The 18504-nt window shown below is 66.3% G+C and carries 16 protein-coding genes and 2 tRNA genes; 13 read left to right on the top strand and 5 right to left on the bottom strand.

Annotation, left to right across the window (positions count from 1 at the left end; all coding sequences use genetic code 11):
* Window positions 1-90 precede the first annotated feature (90 nt).
* From NF681_08570 to NF681_08560, 3 genes are read left to right on the top strand one after another with little or no spacing between them, the layout of a single operon-like run.
* Window positions 91-489, top strand: coding sequence for a hypothetical protein (locus NF681_08570; protein ID UST55210.1), 399 nt, complete (start codon window positions 91-93; stop codon window positions 487-489).
* A gap of 7 nt (window positions 490-496) precedes the next feature.
* The gene (locus NF681_08565) at window positions 497-1540 is read left to right on the top strand and encodes a homoserine kinase (GenBank protein UST55209.1); all 1044 of its coding nucleotides are present in this window, start codon (window positions 497-499) and stop codon (window positions 1538-1540) included.
* 9 nt (window positions 1541-1549) lie between these two features.
* Entirely contained in the window at window positions 1550-2377 is an 828-nt protein-coding gene (locus NF681_08560; GenBank protein ID UST55208.1) for a hypothetical protein, read from the top strand.
* A gap of 24 nt (window positions 2378-2401) precedes the next feature.
* On the opposite strand, the gene NF681_08555 is transcribed toward NF681_08560, so the two are convergent.
* Window positions 2402-4846, bottom strand: coding sequence for a UvrD-helicase domain-containing protein (locus tag NF681_08555; protein ID UST55207.1), 2445 nt, complete (start codon window positions 4844-4846; stop codon window positions 2402-2404).
* A 245-nt stretch (window positions 4847-5091) separates the two neighbouring features.
* On the opposite strand from NF681_08555, the gene NF681_08550 reads away from it, so the two are divergent.
* The 9 genes from NF681_08550 to NF681_08510 all read left to right on the top strand — a co-directional run bounded on the left by NF681_08550 (window position 5092) and on the right by NF681_08510 (window position 13497).
* Window positions 5092-6069: a GMP reductase gene (locus tag NF681_08550; protein ID UST55206.1), complete on the top strand. Its 978-nt coding sequence runs from the start codon at window positions 5092-5094 to the stop codon at window positions 6067-6069.
* A gap of 87 nt (window positions 6070-6156) precedes the next feature.
* Window positions 6157-6232, top strand: a tRNA-Ala gene (locus NF681_08545).
* A gap of 470 nt (window positions 6233-6702) precedes the next feature.
* A complete protein-coding gene (locus tag NF681_08540) occupies window positions 6703-7731 on the top strand; it encodes an SDR family oxidoreductase (GenBank protein UST55205.1) in 1029 nt (342 codons plus the stop codon).
* Between the two features lie 91 nt (window positions 7732-7822).
* Window positions 7823-8605 carry a glucose-1-phosphate cytidylyltransferase gene (gene rfbF / locus NF681_08535; GenBank protein UST55717.1) on the top strand — a complete coding sequence of 261 codons (783 nt, stop codon included), beginning with the start codon at window positions 7823-7825 and terminating at the stop codon, window positions 8603-8605.
* Window positions 8606-8660: 55 nt separating this feature from the next.
* Window positions 8661-9998 carry an NAD(P)-dependent oxidoreductase gene (locus NF681_08530; GenBank protein ID UST55204.1) on the top strand — a complete coding sequence of 446 codons (1338 nt, stop codon included), beginning with the start codon at window positions 8661-8663 and terminating at the stop codon, window positions 9996-9998.
* 41 nt (window positions 9999-10039) lie between these two features.
* Window positions 10040-10588 carry a dTDP-4-dehydrorhamnose 3,5-epimerase gene (rfbC, locus tag NF681_08525; protein ID UST55203.1) on the top strand — a complete coding sequence of 183 codons (549 nt, stop codon included), beginning with the start codon at window positions 10040-10042 and terminating at the stop codon, window positions 10586-10588.
* A gap of 22 nt (window positions 10589-10610) precedes the next feature.
* Window positions 10611-11555, top strand: a complete 945-nt coding sequence (locus NF681_08520; GenBank protein UST55202.1) for a DUF707 domain-containing protein — start codon at window positions 10611-10613, stop codon at window positions 11553-11555.
* 406 nt (window positions 11556-11961) lie between these two features.
* Window positions 11962-13302 carry an acyltransferase gene (locus NF681_08515; GenBank protein ID UST55201.1) on the top strand — a complete coding sequence of 447 codons (1341 nt, stop codon included), beginning with the start codon at window positions 11962-11964 and terminating at the stop codon, window positions 13300-13302.
* Window positions 13303-13421: 119 nt separating this feature from the next.
* Window positions 13422-13497 (top strand) — tRNA-Lys (locus tag NF681_08510).
* A gap of 478 nt (window positions 13498-13975) precedes the next feature.
* Here the strand turns inward: NF681_08510 and NF681_08505 are convergent.
* From NF681_08505 to NF681_08495, 3 genes are all read right to left on the bottom strand, one after another.
* Window positions 13976-14275 carry a hypothetical protein gene (locus NF681_08505; protein ID UST55200.1) on the bottom strand — a complete coding sequence of 100 codons (300 nt, stop codon included), beginning with the start codon at window positions 14273-14275 and terminating at the stop codon, window positions 13976-13978.
* A gap of 164 nt (window positions 14276-14439) precedes the next feature.
* Window positions 14440-14625, bottom strand: coding sequence for a hypothetical protein (locus tag NF681_08500; protein ID UST55199.1), 186 nt, complete (start codon window positions 14623-14625; stop codon window positions 14440-14442).
* 339 nt (window positions 14626-14964) lie between these two features.
* A complete protein-coding gene (locus NF681_08495) occupies window positions 14965-15324 on the bottom strand; it encodes a hypothetical protein (GenBank protein ID UST55198.1) in 360 nt (119 codons plus the stop codon).
* Window positions 15325-15960: 636 nt separating this feature from the next.
* Between NF681_08495 and NF681_08490 the strand changes: the two genes are divergently transcribed.
* Window positions 15961-16503, top strand: coding sequence for a glycine zipper 2TM domain-containing protein (locus NF681_08490; GenBank protein ID UST55197.1), 543 nt, complete (start codon window positions 15961-15963; stop codon window positions 16501-16503).
* Window positions 16504-16755: 252 nt separating this feature from the next.
* On the opposite strand, the gene NF681_08485 is transcribed toward NF681_08490, so the two are convergent.
* Window positions 16756-18441, bottom strand: coding sequence for an FAD-dependent oxidoreductase (locus NF681_08485; GenBank protein ID UST55196.1), 1686 nt, complete (start codon window positions 18439-18441; stop codon window positions 16756-16758).
* Window positions 18442-18504 lie beyond the last annotated feature (63 nt).

Genomic DNA, 18504 nt, shown 5'->3' with positions numbered 1-18504 from the left:
CATTCTGCCCGTGCGCGGCATGGCCGCTGGCAGGCTCGGACACCGCGCGCCGACACCGCGCGCCCGAGGGGCCGCACCTACAATCCCCGCATGGCCACCTCCACCGTTCCCCTCCTCCGCCACGCACTGCTGGCGACCGTCTGCGCCCTCACGGGCGCCGTCGCCTGCGCCCAGACCGGCGCGCTGCCGGCACCGACGGGGGGCACCCCGTCGACATCGGCCCAGGGCACCGCATCGCAGGATGCCGCGCAGACCCGCGCGGAGGGCCGGCGCAACCAGAAGATCGAGAACATCCACGTCGAGGACGGTGGCGCCAAGGTCGACGAGGTCCGCTACGGCGGCCAGACCCAGAGCATCACCGTGCAGCCCAAGGCCAACGTGCCCGCCTACGAGGTGCTGCCCAACGACGGGGGCCGCGAGCGCCAGGGGCAGGCCGAGACGGGCAGCACCGGCGTCGGCGCACGGGTGTGGAACCTGCTGAAGTTCTGAGCGCGGCGTGGCGGTCTATACCGAAGTCGGTCACGACGAGGCGGACGCGCTCGTGCGTCGCCTGGGGCTCGGCGCCCTGAAGGCCTTGCGCGGCATCGAGGGCGGCATCGAGAACACCAACTACTTCGCCACCACCGAGCGTGGCGAGTACGTGCTGACGCTGTTCGAGCGGCTGGGCCCGCGCCAGCTGCCCTACTACCTCTGCCTGATGGAACACCTGGCGAGCCGGGGCATCCCGGTGCCGGCACCGGTGGCCGATCCGACGATCGCTTCCGCGGCCGCCGTCCCGGGCACCTCGCCGTCCGATGCGCCATGCGCGCTTCTGCACACCGTGGCGGGCAAGCCCGCGGCGGTGGTCGATCGTTTGAGCGGCCACAGCGTGCTGTCGCCCGGCCCGGCCCATTGCGCCGAACTCGGCGGCTGGCTGGCGCGCATGCACCTGGCCGGCCGCGACTTCCCCAGGGTGCAGCCCAACCTGCGCGGCCTGGACTGGTGGAACGAGACCGCATCCATCGTGCTGCCGCACCTGGACGCGACCGATGCCGACCTGCTGCGCAGCGAACTCGCCTATCAGAACCAGGTCGCCGCATCGGCCTCCCATGCGGCCCTGCCACGCGGGCCGGTGCATGCCGACCTGTTCCGCGACAACGCGATGTTCGCGAGCGGCACTGCCGACGCCGGCGAGCCGCCCCGGCTGAGCGGTGTCTTCGACTTCTATTTCGCCGGCACCGACAGCTGGCTGTTCGACCTCGCGGTGAGCCTGAACGACTGGGCCATCGATCTGGCGACGGGCGAAGCCGACCTCGAACGCACGACCGCGCTGCTGGAGGCCTACGTCCGCGTGCGGCCGCTGACGGGCGCCGAACGCGCATTGCTCCCGGCCATGCTGCGCGCCGCCGCGCTGCGCTTCTGGATCTCCCGGCTGTGGGACTTCCATCTGCCACGCGAGGCCACCATGCTTAAAGCCCACGATCCGACGCATTTCGAGCGCGTGCTGCGCGAACGGGTCCGCGCACCGCTGACGGCGACCGCCGAGGCCCTGGGCGCCTGAACGCAACCGATGAAACTCAACCTCGTCCCGGCCCGCACCGGCGCCACCTGGGTCCGCAGCGGCCTCCAGACCTTCGCCCGGCGCCCCCTGGCCTTCATGGCGCTGTTCATGTTCTTCATGGCGCTCGTGTCGCTCGTCTCCCAGGTGCCCCTGCTGGGCACGGTGCTCGCGCTGGCGCTGCTGCCGACCATGACGCTGGGCCTCATGACGGCGGCCGCGGCGGTCTCCGGCGTCGGTGGCGGATCGATCCCGGCCAACCTCTTCGCCATCGCGTTCCAGGCCGTGCGCAAGGACGCCCGGCCGCTGGCGGTCCTCGGCGTCCTCTACGCGGTGCTGTTCCTGCTGGTCATGGGCATCTCCGCGCTGATCGATGGCGGCCAGTTCGCGCGCGCCTACCTGATGGGGAGCCAGATCACCCGGGAAGTGGCCGAAAGCGGCGCCTTCCAGGGCGCCCTGTGGGTGTCGCTGGCACTCTACCTGCCGCTGTCGCTGGCGTTCTGGCATGCGCCCGCGCTGGTCCACTGGCACCAGGTGCCGCCAGCCAAGAGCCTCTTCTTCAGTTTCGTGGCCTGCTTCAGGACCTTCGGCGCGCTGTCGGTCTTCGGCCTCGTCTGGATGGGTGTCGTCCTCGGCGCGGGCATGCTGCTGAGCACGATCACCGTCCTGCTAGCGGCCGTGGGCCTGTTCGGCAGCGGCGAAGGCGCCGGCATGGCGATGGGCAGCACCCTGGTGGTAGGCGGCGTGCTCGTCACGGCGGCGATGTTCTTCACCAGCGCGTGGTTCTCGTTCAAGGGCACTTTCGAAGCCGACGACGGCACCACGGTCGAGCGCCGCTGAGCGCGGCCGGCGCGGCGCGCCCGCTCAGACCACGGTCAGCTTGGCGACCGACAGCGCCAGCCACTTCACGCCGTGGCGCGGGAAATTGATCTGCGCGCGGGCATCGTCGCCCACGCCTTCGAGCGCGGTCACGGTGCCTTCGCCGAACTTGTTGTGGAACACCTTCACTCCCGCGCGCAGGCCGTGCGAAGGCGTCGATTTCTGCGGCGGCACGGGCGGACTGGCGAACGCCTCCTTGCTGAAACCCCCACCGCCACCCGCGCCGCCCGCCGCGCCGCGCGAGGTCGCGTAACCACCCCCGTAGCCGAAGGCCGAGGGCGCGAAGCCCTGGTTCTTCGGCGTCAGCCACTTGAGCGATTCCTCGGGCAGTTCCTCGAAGAAGCGGCTCTTGACGTTGTAGCGCGTCTGCCCATGGAGCATGCGGGTCTGCGAATGGCTCATGTAGAGGCGCTTGCGGGCGCGCGTGATGGCCACGTACATCAGGCGGCGCTCCTCCTCCAGGCCGTCGTGGTCGCTCATGGAGTTCTCGTGCGGGAACAGGCCCTCCTCCATGCCGGTGATGAAGACGCAGTCGAATTCCAGGCCCTTGGCCGCGTGCACGGTCATGAGCTGGATGGCGTCCTGGCCGGCCTGGGCCTGGTTGTCGCCCGACTCCAGCGCCGCGTGCGTGAGAAAGGCCGCGAGCGGGCTGAGGGTTTCGCCGGTCTCGGCGTCGGGCGCCAGCGCCTCCATCGGCTCGTCGAGCAGCGGCAGGTTCGCATCCAGCCCCTGGCTGGCCGGCGACTGGCGCAGTTCGTCGACCGGCAGGGCCACCGCGTCGCGCCCGAAGCCCTCCTGCGTGACGAAGCTCTCGGCCGCGTTCACGAGTTCGTTCAAGTTTTCGATGCGGTCGGCGCCCTCGCGGTCGGCCTTGTAGTGCTCGACCAGACCGCTGTGCTCCAGGACCATCTCGATGATCTCGCGCAGCGAACGGCCCACCGTCTGCTCGCGCATCACGTCGACGCGGGCGACGAAGGCCGACAGGTTGCCCCCCGCCTTGCCGCCCACCGCGCTGACCGCGTCGTGCAGCGACCGGCCGGCGGCGCGCGCGGTGTCCTGCAGTACCTCGATGCTGCGCGCGCCGATGCCGCGCGGCGGGAAGTTGACGATGCGCAGGAAGCTGGTGTCGTCGTCCTTGTTGTCCATCAGGCGCAGGTAGGCCAGCGCGTGCTTGATTTCGGCGCGTTCGAAGAAGCGCAGGCCGCCGTACACGCGATAGGGCACGGCCGCGTTGAAGAGCGCCGTCTCGATCACCCGGCTTTGCGCATTGCTGCGGTAGAGCACGGCGATCTCCTTGCGCTCGATGCCCTCGCGCACCAGTTGGCGCATCTCCTCGACCATCCACTGGGCCTCGGCGAAGTCACTGGTGGATTCGTAGACGCGCACCGGCTCGCCCGGTCCCTGCTCGGTGCGCAGGTTCTTGCCCAGGCGCTTGCTGTTGTGGCTGATGAGCGCGTTGGCCGAGTCGAGGATGTGGCTGTAGCTGCGGTAGTTCTGCTCCAGCTTGATCTGCCGCTCGACCTCGAACTCGCGCACGAAATCGGCCATGTTGCCCACCCGCGCGCCGCGGAAGGCGTAGATGCTCTGGTCGTCGTCGCCCACGGCGATCACGCTGTTGTGGGTGCCCGGCACGAAGCGGTCGTGCTCGACGTGGCCGGAAAGCATCTTGATCCAGGCGTACTGCAGGCGGTTGGTGTCCTGGAACTCGTCGATCATGATGTGGCGGAAGCGCCGCTGGTAATGCTCGCGCACGGCGTCGTTGTCGCGCAGCAGTTCGTAGCTGCGCAGCATCAGCTCGCCGAAGTCGACCACGCCCTCGCGCTGGCACTGGGCCTCGTAGAGCCGATAGAGCTCGACCTTCTTGCGGTCGTCCTCGGTGCGGGTCTCGACGGCGTCCGGACGCAGCCCGTCCTCCTTGGCGCCGGCGATGAACCATTGCGTCTGCTTGGCCGGAAAACGCTCGTCGTCGACCTGGTGCTGCTTCATCAGCCGCTTGATGGCCGAGAGCTGGTCCTGCGTGTCCAGGATCTGGAAGGTCGAGGGCAGGTTCGCCAGCTTCCAGTGCGAGCGCAGGAAGCGGTTGCACAGCCCGTGGAAGGTGCCGATCCACATGCCGCGCGCATTGACCGGCAGCATCGCCGTCAGGCGCGTGAGCATCTCCTTGGCGGCCTTGTTGGTGAAGGTCACGGCCAGGATGCCGCCCGGCGAGACCTGGCCGGTCTGCAGCAGCCAGGCGATGCGGGTGGTGAGCACCCGGGTCTTGCCCGAGCCCGCGCCCGCGAGGATCAGCGCGTTGCCCTCGGGCAGCGTGACGGCGGCGAGTTGCTCGGGATTGAGGTGGGCCAGCAGCGGGGAGGAGGCCGGATCGGCATGCGCCGAACCCGGGGAAGAGACGCCGGCGGAGGCATCGTTCGAGCCGAAAAGAGACATCCGTCGATTGTAGGAAGCCGCAACGCGCGACCCACCGCGCGCCGTATGAGGTCTATACGAAAGCCAGGGTACCGGACAGCGACGACCGTCCTAGAATCGCGCACCGGGCCCAAGTTTCTTGACGCCCGGTTTTTTTTTCGCCCGCCGCATCTGGCGCGGCACGGAAAACCGGACGTCGACCAAGCGCCCACGCCGCCGGCCCCACGTCCCGCGGCGCCTTCTTCCCCCTCCAGGAGCTTGGTTCCATGCAGATCTTCGATTACGACAACATCCTCCTGCTGCCGCGCAAGTGCCGCGTCGAGAGCCGCTCGGAATGCGATGCCAGCGTCACGCTCGGCGGCCGCAGCTTCCGCCTGCCGGTGGTGCCGGCCAACATGAAGACGGTGGTCGACGAGACCACCTGCCTGTGGCTGGCGCAGAACGGCTATTTCTACGTCATGCACCGCTTCGACCTCGACAACGTCGCGTTCGTGCGGCGCATGCACGCGCAGGGCGTCTTCGCCTCCATCTCGCTGGGTGTGAAACAGGCCGATCGCGACACCGTCGACCGCCTCGCCGAGGCCGATCTGGTGCCCGCGTACATCACCATCGACATCGCCCACGGCCATGCCGACAGCGTCAAGCACATGATCGAATACCTCAAGCGCAAGCTGCCGGCCTCGTTCGTGATCGCCGGCAACGTCGGCACGCCGGAAGCCGTCATCGACCTGGAGAACTGGGGCGCCGACGCGACCAAGGTCGGCATCGGCCCGGGCAAGGTCTGCATCACCAAGCTCAAGACCGGCTTCGGCACCGGCGGCTGGCAGTTGAGCGCGCTCAAGTGGTGCGCCCGCGTGGCGACCAAGCCGATCATTGCCGACGGCGGCATCCGCGACCACGGCGACATCGCCAAGAGCGTGCGCTTCGGCGCCTCGATGGTGATGATCGGTTCGCTGTTCGCCGGCCACGAGGAATCGCCCGGCAAGACGGTGGAGGTCGACGGCGTGCTGTTCAAGGAGTACTACGGCTCGGCCAGCGACTTCAACAAGGGCGAGTACAAGCACGTGGAAGGCAAGCGCATCCTGGAGCCGATCAAGGGCAAGCTCGCCGACACGCTCATCGAGATGGAACAGGACGTCCAGAGCTCGATCAGCTACGCCGGCGGCAAGGCGCTGATGGACATCCGCAAGGTCAACTACGTGACCCTGGGCGGCGACAACGCGGGCGAGCACCTGCTGATGTAAGCGCGCCGGAACGCCGCGTGCGCTCCGGGGTCGGGCATCGGGGTCCGTGCGAACGGACATCGATCTGACTAGAATCCGCCTTGTGTCGGGGGGGTAGCTCAGCTGGGAGAGCGCCGCGTTCGCAATGCGGAGGTCGTGAGTTCGATCCTCATCCTCTCCACCACACCCATCTCAAGCAGACCTGGACGGTCTGCATCGAAAAAGCCTCGGCCCGTCGCCGAGGCTTTTTTTTGGCCGATTGCGCCACGCCATCGGTTCGCGAAGCCGCCCGGAGGTTGCCAACCCCCTTCAACTGGCGCTGAAAAAGCCTCAAAACCGGTCAAATCTCACACTTCTCGACCCAGTCATCAAGAAAACGCAAATTGCACCAAACAAAAGGTGACATTTCAAATCTTCTTGGGCACAATTATTACTTAAGGTTTACATTTTTCCGGGGTGTCCCTCGGTCTTCGGCGGTTGTCGAAGCCGGTCGAACTCTCCGGTTGATCGATGCGAACAGCAACGATCGAAATGGAAGCCTGAAAACCGAGGTGTCGTGCCCTGAGAAAGCTTCTGAAATGAGGCCTTAGGTATACATCTATTGTATTGGTTGTAGCGAAATTGGATGCCATGAAAATATTGATTACTGGGAACATGGGATACGTCGGCTCGGTGGTCTCCAAGTACCTGAGGGCTGCCCATCCGGACGCCGTGTTGCACGGCTACGACAACGCCTACTTCGCCCACGGCCTCACCGGCACGACCGTCGTGCCCGAGCGCAGCCTCGACGAGCAGCTCTACGGCGACGTGCGCGAACTGGCGCCGGAAGCCCTCCAGGGCTACGACGCGGTCGTCCAACTCGCGGCGATCTCCAACGATCCGATGGGCAACCGGTTCGAAAAGCCCACGATGGACATCAACCAGGGTTCGGCCGTGTCGATCGCCAAGGCCGCTTCGGCGGCCGGCGTGAAGAACTACGTCTTCGCCTCGAGCTGCAGCGTCTACGGCATCGCGCTGGGCGGCCCGCGCAAGGAATCGGACGACCTCAACCCGATCACCGCCTATGCCAAGTCGAAGATCGGCGCCGAGCGCGAGCTGGCCGAACTCGACACCGGCATGACGATCACCTGCCTGCGCTTCGCGACGGCCTGCGGCATGTCGGACCGCCTGCGGCTCGACCTGGTGCTCAACGACTTCGTGGCCTGCGCGCTCAGCCAGGGCGAGATCACGGTGCTGTCGGACGGCTCGCCGTGGCGCCCGCTCATCGACGTGGCCGACATGGCGCGCGCCATCGACTGGGCCGCCTCGCGTTCCGCCGACAACGGTGGGCGCTACCTGGCGGTCAACGCCGGCGCCGACGAGTGCAACTACCAGGTGCGTGACCTCGCCAAGGCCGTGGCCGACGCCGTGCCCGGCACGAAGGTCTCGATCAACCTGGACGCGCCGGCAGACAGCCGCTCCTACCAGGTCGACTTCGCGCTCTACAAGTCGCTCGCGCCGCGGCATCAGCCGCAGGTCGACCTCGCGCGGTCGATCCAGAACCTGCTCGCCGGCATGCGCCGCATGAAGTTCGACGACGCCGACTTCCGCAAGTCGCTGCTGATCCGCCTGAACGTCCTGCAGGGCCACATCGACGAGAAGCGCCTGAACCAGGCCTTCGAGTGGCAGACCCTGGACGCCTGAGGATCGCGGGCCCCGGTTCCGGCCGGGGCACTTCCCAAACCATGACGGCAGCGGTGTGACCCGGACTGCCTCGCGAGGAGATACGACGATGGTGAAAGTAGTGTTGCTGGCGGGGGGCTACGGCACCCGCCTGAGCGAAGAGACGACCATCCGGCCCAAGCCGCTGGTCGAGGTCGGTGGCAAGCCGATCATGTGGCACATCATGAAGGTGTATGCGCACTACGGCTTCAACGATTTCGTGGTGCTGGGTGGCTACAAGGTCGACATGATCCGGGAGTACTTCCTGCGTCACCAGGCCCGTGACACCGACTTCACGATCGATCTGGGCACCGGCAAGGTCGACTGGCTGGAGCACCGCAGCGACAACTGGCGCGTGACGGTGCTCGACACCGGGCTGGAGACGATGACGGCCGGGCGCATCAAGCGCGCCCGCAAGTACCTCGACGGCGAACGCTTCTGCCTGACCTACGGCGACGGCGTGTCGGACGTGAACATGCACGAGCTCATGAGCTTCCACGAGAAGTCGGGCGCCCACTGCACGCTCACCGCCGTGACGCAGCCCGGTCGCTACGGCGCCCTGCACCTCTCAGACGACGGCAGCAACGTCAAGGGCTTCCGGGAAAAGGGCGCCACCGACGGCGGCCTGATCAACGGCGGCTTCTTCGTCTGCGAGCCGGAGATCTTCGACGTCATCGACGGCGACCACCAGATGTGGGAGGAAGAACCCATGGCGCGCCTGGTGGCGCAGGGCAAGCTGGCCAGCTACCACCACACCGGTTACTGGCAGAGCATGGATTCGCTGCGCGACAAGCAGGTCCTCGAGGGCCTGTGGGGCAAGGGTAAGTCAGCCCCTTGGAAAGTCTGGTCAGATTAATACTTAAGTATTGTCACAACTGCGCATCGCACCGAGGTTTACGGAGTAATTTGGAATGATCATTGTTGACACCGCGCTCAAGAAGCGTGCCGCCGCGGGCAATCCCATCAAGGTGGGTCTGGTCGGCGCCGGCTTCCAGGGCAGGGGCATCGCGCTGCAGATCATCGCGTCGACCCCGGGCATGCGCCTGTGCGCCATCGCCAACCGCCGCATCGAGCCGGCGCAGCGCGCCTATTCGGAGGCCAACGTCGAGGCGGTGCGCTGCGACACGCAGGCCGAACTCGAAGCCGCCATCGCCGCGGGCACGCCGGCGGTCACCGAGGACGCCGTGGCGCTCGCCCGCGCGGCGGGCCTGGACGCCATCATCGAAGTGACGGGATCGCTCGAGTACGCCGCCACGGTCGTGCTCGCCGCCATCGAGTCGGGCAAGCACGTCGTGCAGATGAACGCCGAGCTCGACGGCACGGTCGGCCCCATCCTCAAGCAGAAGGCGCAGGCGCGCGGCGTGGTCTACACCTTCTCCGACGGCGACCAGCCCGGCGTGCAGATGAACCTCTACCGCTTCGTCGAGGGCCTGGGCTGCAAGCCGGTGCTGTGCGGCAACATCAAGGGTCTGCACGACCCCTATCGCGATCCGACCACGCAGCGCGCGTTCGCGGAGAAGTGGGGCCAGAAGCCGGCCATGGTGGCCTCGTTCGCCGACGGCACCAAGATCTCCTTCGAGCAGGCCATCGTGGCCAACGGGACCGGCATGAAGGTCGCCCGGCGCGGCATGCTCGGCCCGGATTTCTCCGGCGGCAATCCCGGCGCACCCCTGGTGACGCTGGAGGAGACGGTCAGCGCCTTCGCCGAGCACCTGGACAAGGGCGGCCCGGGCATCGTCGACTACGTCGTGGGTGCGCGTCCCGGCCCCGGCGTCTTCGTCCTGGCCACGCACGACGACCCGCGCCAGCAGCACTACCTCAACCTGTACAAGCTGGGCACCGGCCCCTATTACTGCTTCTCCACGCCCTATCACCTCTGCCATTTCGAGGTGCCGACGTCGGTGGCGCGCGCGGTGCTGTTCGACGACCCGGTGCTCACGCCGCTGGCGGGGCCGGAAGTCGGCGTCATCGCGGTCGCCAAGAAGGACCTGGTCCCGGGCGACCTGATCGACGAGCTGGGCGGCTACGAGGTCTACGGCGTGGCCGAGAACATCGAGGCCATCCGTGGCGAGGCGCTGCTGCCGATCGGCTTGGCCGTGGGCTGCAGGGTCGTGCGGGCGGTGGCCAAGGACGCCGCGCTCACCTTCGACGACATCGAGATCCCGCACGGCCGGGTCATCGACGCGCTCTACGCCGAGCAGGAACGCACGTTCGCGCCGGCGTCCACCACCGCCGCGGCCTCGGCCTGACCCGCCACCCCACGCTCCCCTTCCCTCCCCGAACGCGCTCCATGATCTTCACCCCCACCACCCTCCAGGACGCCTGGATCATCGACCTGGAAAAGCGCGGCGACGCGCGTGGCTTCTTCGCTCGCACCATGTGCCAGAAGGAATTCGCGGCCCACGGCATGGTCACCACGTTCGTGCAGCAGAACACCTCGTTCTCGGCCGACAAGGGCACCCTGCGCGGCCTGCACTTCCAGCGCGGCGACGCCTCCGAGGCCAAGCTGGTGCGCTGCACCCAGGGCGCCATCGTCGACATCATCGTGGACCTGCGCGCGGGCTCGCCCAGCTACATGCGCCACGAGGCCTTCGAGCTCACCGCGACCAACCACCGCGAGCTCTACGTGCCGCCGGGCTTCGCGCACTCGTTCCAGACGCTGACCGAGAACGTCGAGGTCAGCTACCTGGTGTCGTCGCCCTACACGCCGGCGGCGGAGTGGGGCCTGCGCTATTGCGACCCCCGCCTGGGCATCTCGTGGCCGCTGCCGGTGACCGGGATCTCCGACAAGGACGCCGCCTGGCCACTGCTCGAGGCGGACACCCCGGCGTTCTTCTGAACCGCACGAACACGAGAAGACAATGACACAGACAACGAAGCGCTTTCTCGTCATCGGCCGCGTGGGCGGCAAGTCGCTGCACCGGGCGTGGACCGAGGACACCTCGTGCACGAGGACGTGGGACCTGCAGCTCAACGCCTACGGCGACACGGCCGCGCAGATCGCCGATGCGGACCTGCCCACCGTGGTCGACCAGGGAACCAAGTGGGACAGCCTCGCGCGCCACTTCCGCGCCCACCCCGAGCTCCTGGAGCGCTACGACTACGTCATGCTGCCCGACGACGACCTGCTGATGGACGCGCGCGGCATCAACCGCATCTTCGAGATGGCCGTGGCCCACGACCTCACCATCGCGCAGCCGGCCATGTCCATGGACAGCTTCGTGTCCTATCCGGTGCTCATGCAGTGCCCGGGCTTCAGCCTGCGCTACACCAACCACCTCGAGTGCATGTCCCCGTGCATCAAGACGTCCTACATGAAGACGCTGCTGCCGATCATCGAGAAGTACGTCTGCGGCTGGGGCGCCGACCACATCTGGGCGCTGCTGATGGCCGAGCCGGCCTACAAGGCGGCCGTGCTCGACGAGGTGACCATGACGCACACGCGCGCCTTCTACACCGGCACCCTGTACGACAGCTTCGCCAAGCAGGGCGTCAACCCCTTCGACGAGGTCAAGGTGGTGACGGCCCTGTTCGAGAACTTCCCGGAGCGCACGGTCGTCTACGGCGGCCTGCTGTCCAACGGCAAGCGGGTGGGCAACACGCAGGTGCAGTTGCGCAATGGCGCGCACCTCGTGCTCACCGCGCTGAAGACCCGCACGCCCTACAAGATCTTCCGCAAGGGCGTGGGCATGCTGATCCAGGTGTTCACCCAGTCGACCTACCGGCCCGCCCAGCTGCGTCTGAAGAAGACCAGTCCCGACGCCTGCAAGAGCCCCGAAACCAAGATCGCCGACCTCGTCGCCTGACCGACGGTCCGACCCGCACCGCTCGCGCACGCCTCTCGACCGCGATGACGCACCACCGGCCTCTCCGATGCCTCGACGCGTGGGACACCCGCGCCCGCGCGGACTGCGAGCGCCTGTGCATCCGTCCGGCGGTCTTCCGCGGCAGTGAACTCGCGCGAGGCCATTTCTTCTCCGTCACACCCCCCTAGATCGCGTCGTCCGGCGGCTTTCTTCCGTCCGGGTCGTAGAGCCGGCATCCCGCTTGCTCCCGTGTCTCCGGACACGCACGCGCGGGAGCGTCGGCGATCGATCCCGGCCACGACAGGATCCGAGCCCGCGTCTTGCTACGCGCCGTGCAGCGTCGCGCCCGATCCGGGCCTGCGCCAACGCCGGGCGGGCCGACGAGCGCTCATCTGAGGGGGTGAACATGAACGACTTCCATGCCTGTACCGATGCGCTCGCGCATCCGGCATGTTTCCAGGACCGGGGCGGGCCGACGTGGTCCGGCAACGCCGTGAGCGAGGCGCTGGCGCGCGCACGCGACCCGATCGTCTCGGGCGACGCCCTCTCGACGCGCGGCGATCTGCTGGGACCACCGATCTCCCAGGCGGCGATCCTGCCGTTCGGCATGAGCCTGCTGATGCTGGCCTGCCTCCTGGCCGCCGTGCTGGGCACGGCGATGCTGCTGTCGCGGCGCGTCCCGGGGCTGTCGTCGCAGGCGCATCCACGCACCCGCTGGCTCGACGGTCTGCGCGGACTGGCGGTCACGCTGGTGATGCTCAACCACGCGCCGCTCGTGCTGCAGAACCTCCAGCTCGCGCCGACGGGCTTCGCCCTGGGCGACGACACGCGGGCCCTGCTGGACTACCTAGGCAGCATCGGCGTCCAGATCTTCTTCTGCATCACCGGCTGCCTGTTCGCCCGCAAGCTGCTGCCGGCGCAGAACGTCGACTGGCCGCTGTTCTTCGTTCGGCGGATGCAGCGGCTGGTGCCCGCCTACCTGGTCGCCGTGCTGGCCACCATCGTCGTCGCCGCCCTGTTTTCGCGCATCGACCGGCATTTCATCGCTTCCGCCCTGGAGGCCATTCCCCGGCTGATGGCCTTCGGGTTCTATCCCCTGCCGCGCGTGGGCGCCTTCGAGACGTCGCGCCTCCTGGGGATGAGCTGGACGCTGGCCTTCGAATGGCGTTTCTATGTCCTGCTGCCGCTGGTGTTCATGGTGATCCGTCTGGGCAAGGCCCCCGGCAGCGTGGCCATCGCCCTGGTGACGATCGTGCTGATGCTCGTCGAGGGGCTTGGCGTGTGGATGTTCTTCGCGCTGGGCGCCCTCGCCTCGCCGCTCACACGCATGCAGCCGACGCCCCGGCAATGCGCGGTGGCGCAGGGCACCCTGTGCGTGTGCGCCGCCTCGATGCTCCTGAACTGGGAGGTCGTTGACCGGGACCGCGTCCTTCAGGGACTGCACGTGCTCGCGTTGTTCGCCTGCGCGGCCATCGTTCGGCCACGCTGCCTGTCGACCCGCAGCGCCGTGGCGCTCGGCACGCTCAGCTACAGCCTCTATCTGTTGCACGTGATGGTGTTCTTCGCCTGCTTCGGTCTGTGCCATGCGTACGTCCTCGACGTCGCGGCACTGTCGCCCGCCGCGTTCACCCTCCTCGCATGCCTGGCGGTGGCGGCGGTGATGACGGTCTCCACCCTGTCCTACCTGCTGCTCGAGCGCCGCTTCGTCGACTTCGAACCGAAGCCCGAACCCCGTCCGGTGCGTTGACGCACGCGCGTCTCGAAGGACGGTCCATTTTTTGCACAAGTCGATGTTCCATCCCCCTGGCGGCATCGAATTCTCAGGCTATAATCTCGGTCTTGCCTGAAGACAGCGATGTCGAACAGGGGCTCTTAGCTCAGTTGGTAGAGCAGCGGACTCTTAATCCGTAGGTCGAGTGTTCGAGTCACTCAGGGCCCACCACCAACAAGCCCGCATGGGCACTGAAAAGCCTGCTATTTAATCAATAGCAGGCTTTTTTTCTTGGGTGTGCCGAAAACAGCTCATGCAGCCACCATGTGGCCGGCGGTACAGGGTTCGGGCCGCAGCACGCCGACACCTTCCAGGTTTCGACTGGCACCGGCGCCGCGCTCCCATGCCATTCTTCGGACGGCTTGCCAGAGCCACCACGCTCGCCACACATGACACCTTCGGCCTTTCCCTGGCTTTTCCGGGCTGTAGCCACCGCTCCAGTTGCTCCACCAGCGCAGGCTTGAGCAGGGCCCGGGCCTGATCAACCTTCGACAGTTCATCGAAGTCCGCCGGAACCAGTTCGATGAAGGCGCGTTGTCCAATAGCATCGGCAGAGGAATTTCAGTTACTGCTCGGTGTACCGAACGGTCTCGGTGGGCGTAACCTGCACGACGAGCGTCGATCCGTCGAGACGAACCGGCTTGCATTCCTAGATACCTCTGTCGGTCGAGCAGACCTTGCTGTTCTCGACACGCCATGGCTTGCTGAAGTTGTTGCTGGACCCGCGACGTTGCACGCCGATGATGACGTAGCCATTGGACTTGTACTCTATTCTCCAAGGGCTTCCGTCCGTCCCCATGGTCGTGAACGTCTTCCCTGTCGATCGGGCAGTCAATTCGCTGGCCGACAATTCCGGAAGTTTCTCGAAATCTGCAATTGATTGAGACTTGGCAGCCATCGGCATCCATGCAAGCATGACCAGAGAAAAAGCACGTTCTTGGAACGGCATGAAGAGGCCTCCAATCCATCGGGTCCACGGCAACATCGGGTGTCTTTGATCAGGCTTTTTCTACCATCGACCCATTCGGTCAAGGCACTTTGCCTCCAGTCCGGCCCATACCTTTTGATGATCGACAAGCCAATTCGACGGGCGATCGATTCACTCTTGGGCTGCTACGAAAGCCACTCGGGATGCTGGGCAACCATCATCGATACGAACGTGATCACCGCCGCCAACGTCACCCTGTCGACGTCCAAGCTCGTGAGATGTTCCCGCCCCGCTGCCGCCATGCTCCCGTAGAGCACCGAAGCCATCGCCATCGCCATCAGTGCTGCAAACGCCAGTTCCACGTAATCCATGTCCTGCATTCTTGAAGAACTGGAGTGGCGTTGCATCGTCCTTTCGGATGAGGTTGCGAGCCGACTCGATCACTCGCACTTGAACAGCGCTTCTGCCTCAGGCCAGCCGCCAAGGGGCCCGGCCTCGGTCGGTTTGACGTCGATCACCCGAACCTTCTGGCCAGCCCTGCGGCAACAGGCCAGATGCAGCACGCAGGCACTCGAGGTGCTTGATTGCCGATTCCATCGAGTTGCAGGCTTCTGGAAGCATCGAAGGCGTCTGGGCGGCTGCAGGGCCGACTGCCGTCGCAGCCACGACGAGAACCGCTCCAAGCTACGAAGGCTCATGGCCGGCTTCATTCACCGGCAGCCTGCCGCAGGGCAGATCCTGGCGTACGAACGGCCTTGGCCGTCGACCCCTCGATGGAATGTTGCGCCACCGACGACCTGCGACGTTCCACGCCATGAAGCTCCGTCGGACGCGGTGCCCTGATGGAAGGCAGTGTTCCCGACCATCCTGCTGCTCTGGCGCCACGAGGTGCCCGTCTGCGTGTTCGTACCCTGGGCCTGGGTCGTGTTGCCATGGCGCTTGACCTCGTAGCTGTTGCCGGCGCTGTCATTGCAGGTCTGGAACGACCCAGTGCCGTAGCACGTTGCTCCTGCCACGGTACACGACAGCACGCTGGCCGCGAGGCAGACGACGCGCGTGAGTTTGTTCATGATGCTTCCTGGCCGATATCGAGATGAGGCGAGTGTGGGGCCGTGACACCGTCATGTCTCGAGGGTCTGCTTTTGCACGCCGCTGGTCACTTCGTCCTGAAGCTGAGCGAAGGTTTCAGCGCATGCGTCCTCGAGCGGCTGCTGTTGCGACCCAGCCGTCGCGTCACCGACGCTGGTGCTGCCTCGAAAGCTGACTGCCCGTTGATCCACCTTCGCGAGGATCGTGATGCCGCGTCAACCGTTTCGACCCATGACGATTCAAAGCTTCCGTTTCCGCCACTGCCCGCGCAGAAAGCGCGTTGAACGCTAATTCGCGTTGATCCACCGGGCTATTGCCGAGTGCTTCCATCGCCGGCTCGGGCCGGTCCGGAGCAATTGCCAGGACCTGAAGCGAAAGACATCGACATCGTGAAATTGATGCATTGCGAGGCACCAGAGCACGTGAGACGGCCGAATGGATGGGTGCGTGGCGAGGGCCGAAGGCCGAACTCACGATCAAGGCGGTCCGATGACAGGGCCAGCTTTCGCACGAGTGGTACTAAGTCGGCTCGCCGTGGAGATTCTCACGGTGCGACGCTGGAAGAAAAACGCACTGCGCGCGTTGACGATGAGAATCGCGTCAACAAAAGGATGCGCATGGACAAGTCAATGATTAAGGGTGTGGTGATCGGCGGTCTGGCCATGGTGGTGCTTGGCGCAGGTGCCGTGACCGGCTACAAGTCCTTGAACAAGCCGACCTTCGCTGACGTCGTTGCGGTCAAGGAAATCACGGAGACGGTCACCACGCCACGCCAGCACTGCGAAAACGTTCAGGTTCAGCATGCGGCGCCCGTGAAGGACGGCAACCGCATCGCCGGTACCGTGGTCGGCGGCGTTGCCGGGGGACTGCTGGGCAGCCTCGTCGGCGGGGGCAATGGAAAGACCTTGGCCACCGTCGCGGGCGCCGCAGCGGGTGGCTATGCCGGCAACCAGGTGCAGAAGAACATGCAGCAAAAGGATGTCGTTGTCTCGACGGAGCAGCGTTGCAGGACGGTCAACGAGAAGTCGCAAAAATCGGTTGGCTACAACGTCACGTATCGACTCGACGGCAAGGAGGCAATGACGCGGATGTCGTTCAAGCCCGGGGCAACACTGCCGGTCAAGGACGGACAAGTGGTGACGACGCCTCAGCCGATGTAGGGCTTCCCATCAAAGCGAGACGGTTTTCCTCGCTTGCTGCCCACATCTCGACCTCGACTGCGACGCAGGGGTCGCCTCTGTGATCGAGAGCGCAGCAGCAGTTCACATCATCACCGACGGAGATCGGCCGTCACGCGCTCGAATTGCAGCAACTGCAGCCGTAGCAACCGGCCGGGATCGGCCGGAAACAGCCCCCGCACCCGCCGTAGTAGCGCCCACCACTGGGCGTCGCGTGACCACATGCCCATGCCGTCACGCCGTGGCAGCCACCTGCGCCAGCTTCGCATGGATCTGGGCCACGACCGCCGCGCCTTCACCGATGGCACCGCCCACTCGCTTGACCGAGCTGGAACGCACGTCCCCCACGGCGAACACGCCCGGTACGCTGGTCTCCAGGGAACTCGCGTCGACCGCGTCGCGGCCGCCGATGTCGACGCCGGTTCGCACGAAGCCGTGGTGGTCCACCGCCACATCACAGCCCTTGAGCCACTGGGTCTCAGGCTCGGCTCCGACGAACATGAACAGGTTGCGTGCCGGACAGTCGTGCTGATCGCCAGTGCGGGCATCACGCCATGTGGCACCTTCCAGGCCGGTGTCGGGATCGCCTTTGAGACTCACCAGTTCGGTATGGGACCGCACCACAATGTTGGGAGAGGCTTCAATGCGGTCGATCAGGTAGCGCGACATGCTGGCCGCCAGCGACGGCCCACGCACCAGCACGTTGACCAACGCCGCGTGTTGCGAAAGGAACACCGCTGCCTGACCTGCCGAGTTGCCGCCGCCGACCAGCGCGACCTCCTGTTTCGCACACATCCTTGCCTCGATGGCTGAAGCCCAGTACCACACGCCACGGCCCTCAAACTCCGCCAGACGTGGCACCTGGGGCCGCCGGTAACGTGCACCGCTGGCCGCCACCACGGTGCGCGCCCGCAACTCTCGCCCGTCGGTCAGCCCCACCCGCAGCCCGTGGCCGGTGTGAGCACCACTGCAGTCCAGCGACGCCGCTTGGGCCGGGATCATCATCTCGGCGCCAAACTTCTGCGCCTGTACGAAAGCCCGCCCTGCCAGCGCGGCGCCCGAGATGCCGGTGGGAAATCCCAGGTAGTTCTCGATGCGCGCGCTGGCACCCGCCTGACCACCATAGCTGCGACAGTCCAGCACCATCACACGCAGCCCTTCCGAGGCCGCATAGACCGCCGTGGCCAGCCCGGCCGGCCCGGCGCCGACCACCACGACGTCGAACAGATCGGCGTGCTCCACGGTGTCGAGCATGCCGATGCAGCGGGCCAACGCCTCTTCGCTCGGATTGACCAACACCGCTCCATTGGGGCAAGCCACCAGCAGGCTGGCCTCGCCATACTGTTCCAACAGGACCGCGGCGCCTGGATCGGTGGACGAGTCGACCACATGGTAGGGCTGACCGTTGCGGCTCAAGAAGTTCTGCAGTCGCATGACATCGGCCGAGTTGGGCCGCCCGATCAACGCCGGGCCGCTGGCACCGGCGTCGATCAGCGCCACGCGCCGCAGGATCAACGCCCGCACCAGCCGCTCGCCCAGATCGGCTTCAGCGACGATCAGCGCCCTCAGGCGGTCGGGCGGCACCAGCAGCGCTTCCACGTCCTCTTCGGCATGACCATCCACCAGGGCCGATTGTCCCGACAGGGCGCCAACTTCCGCCAGGAACTGACCTTTGCCCTGCACGGCAACCGGCGTCACTCGACCGAGACCGTCACGCTGGCTGATGCTCACCGTGCCTGCCAGGACCAGATACATGCCCGGGCCCGGGTCACCGGCACGGAACAGGCAACTGCCTCGCGGGTAGCGGCGCACCTCGCCAAAACGCCTCATGCGGTCCGCATCAGCGGCATCGAGAACCGGGTACGTCTGGTGGCTGCGCGTCTGGCGCGTGGCCGATTCGATCGGCTCGGGGGTCGTCATGGGATCTCCACTTCTCTCGAGATGCGTTGAAGGGTGCTCGCCTTTTCATTCTGAGGGAGCGGC

This window comes from Comamonadaceae bacterium OTU4NAUVB1 (assembly GCA_024372625.1).
In the GTDB taxonomy this organism is placed as follows: domain Bacteria; phylum Pseudomonadota; class Gammaproteobacteria; order Burkholderiales; family Burkholderiaceae_C; genus Variovorax.
This window is presented reverse-complemented; position numbering and strand designations above follow the sequence as displayed.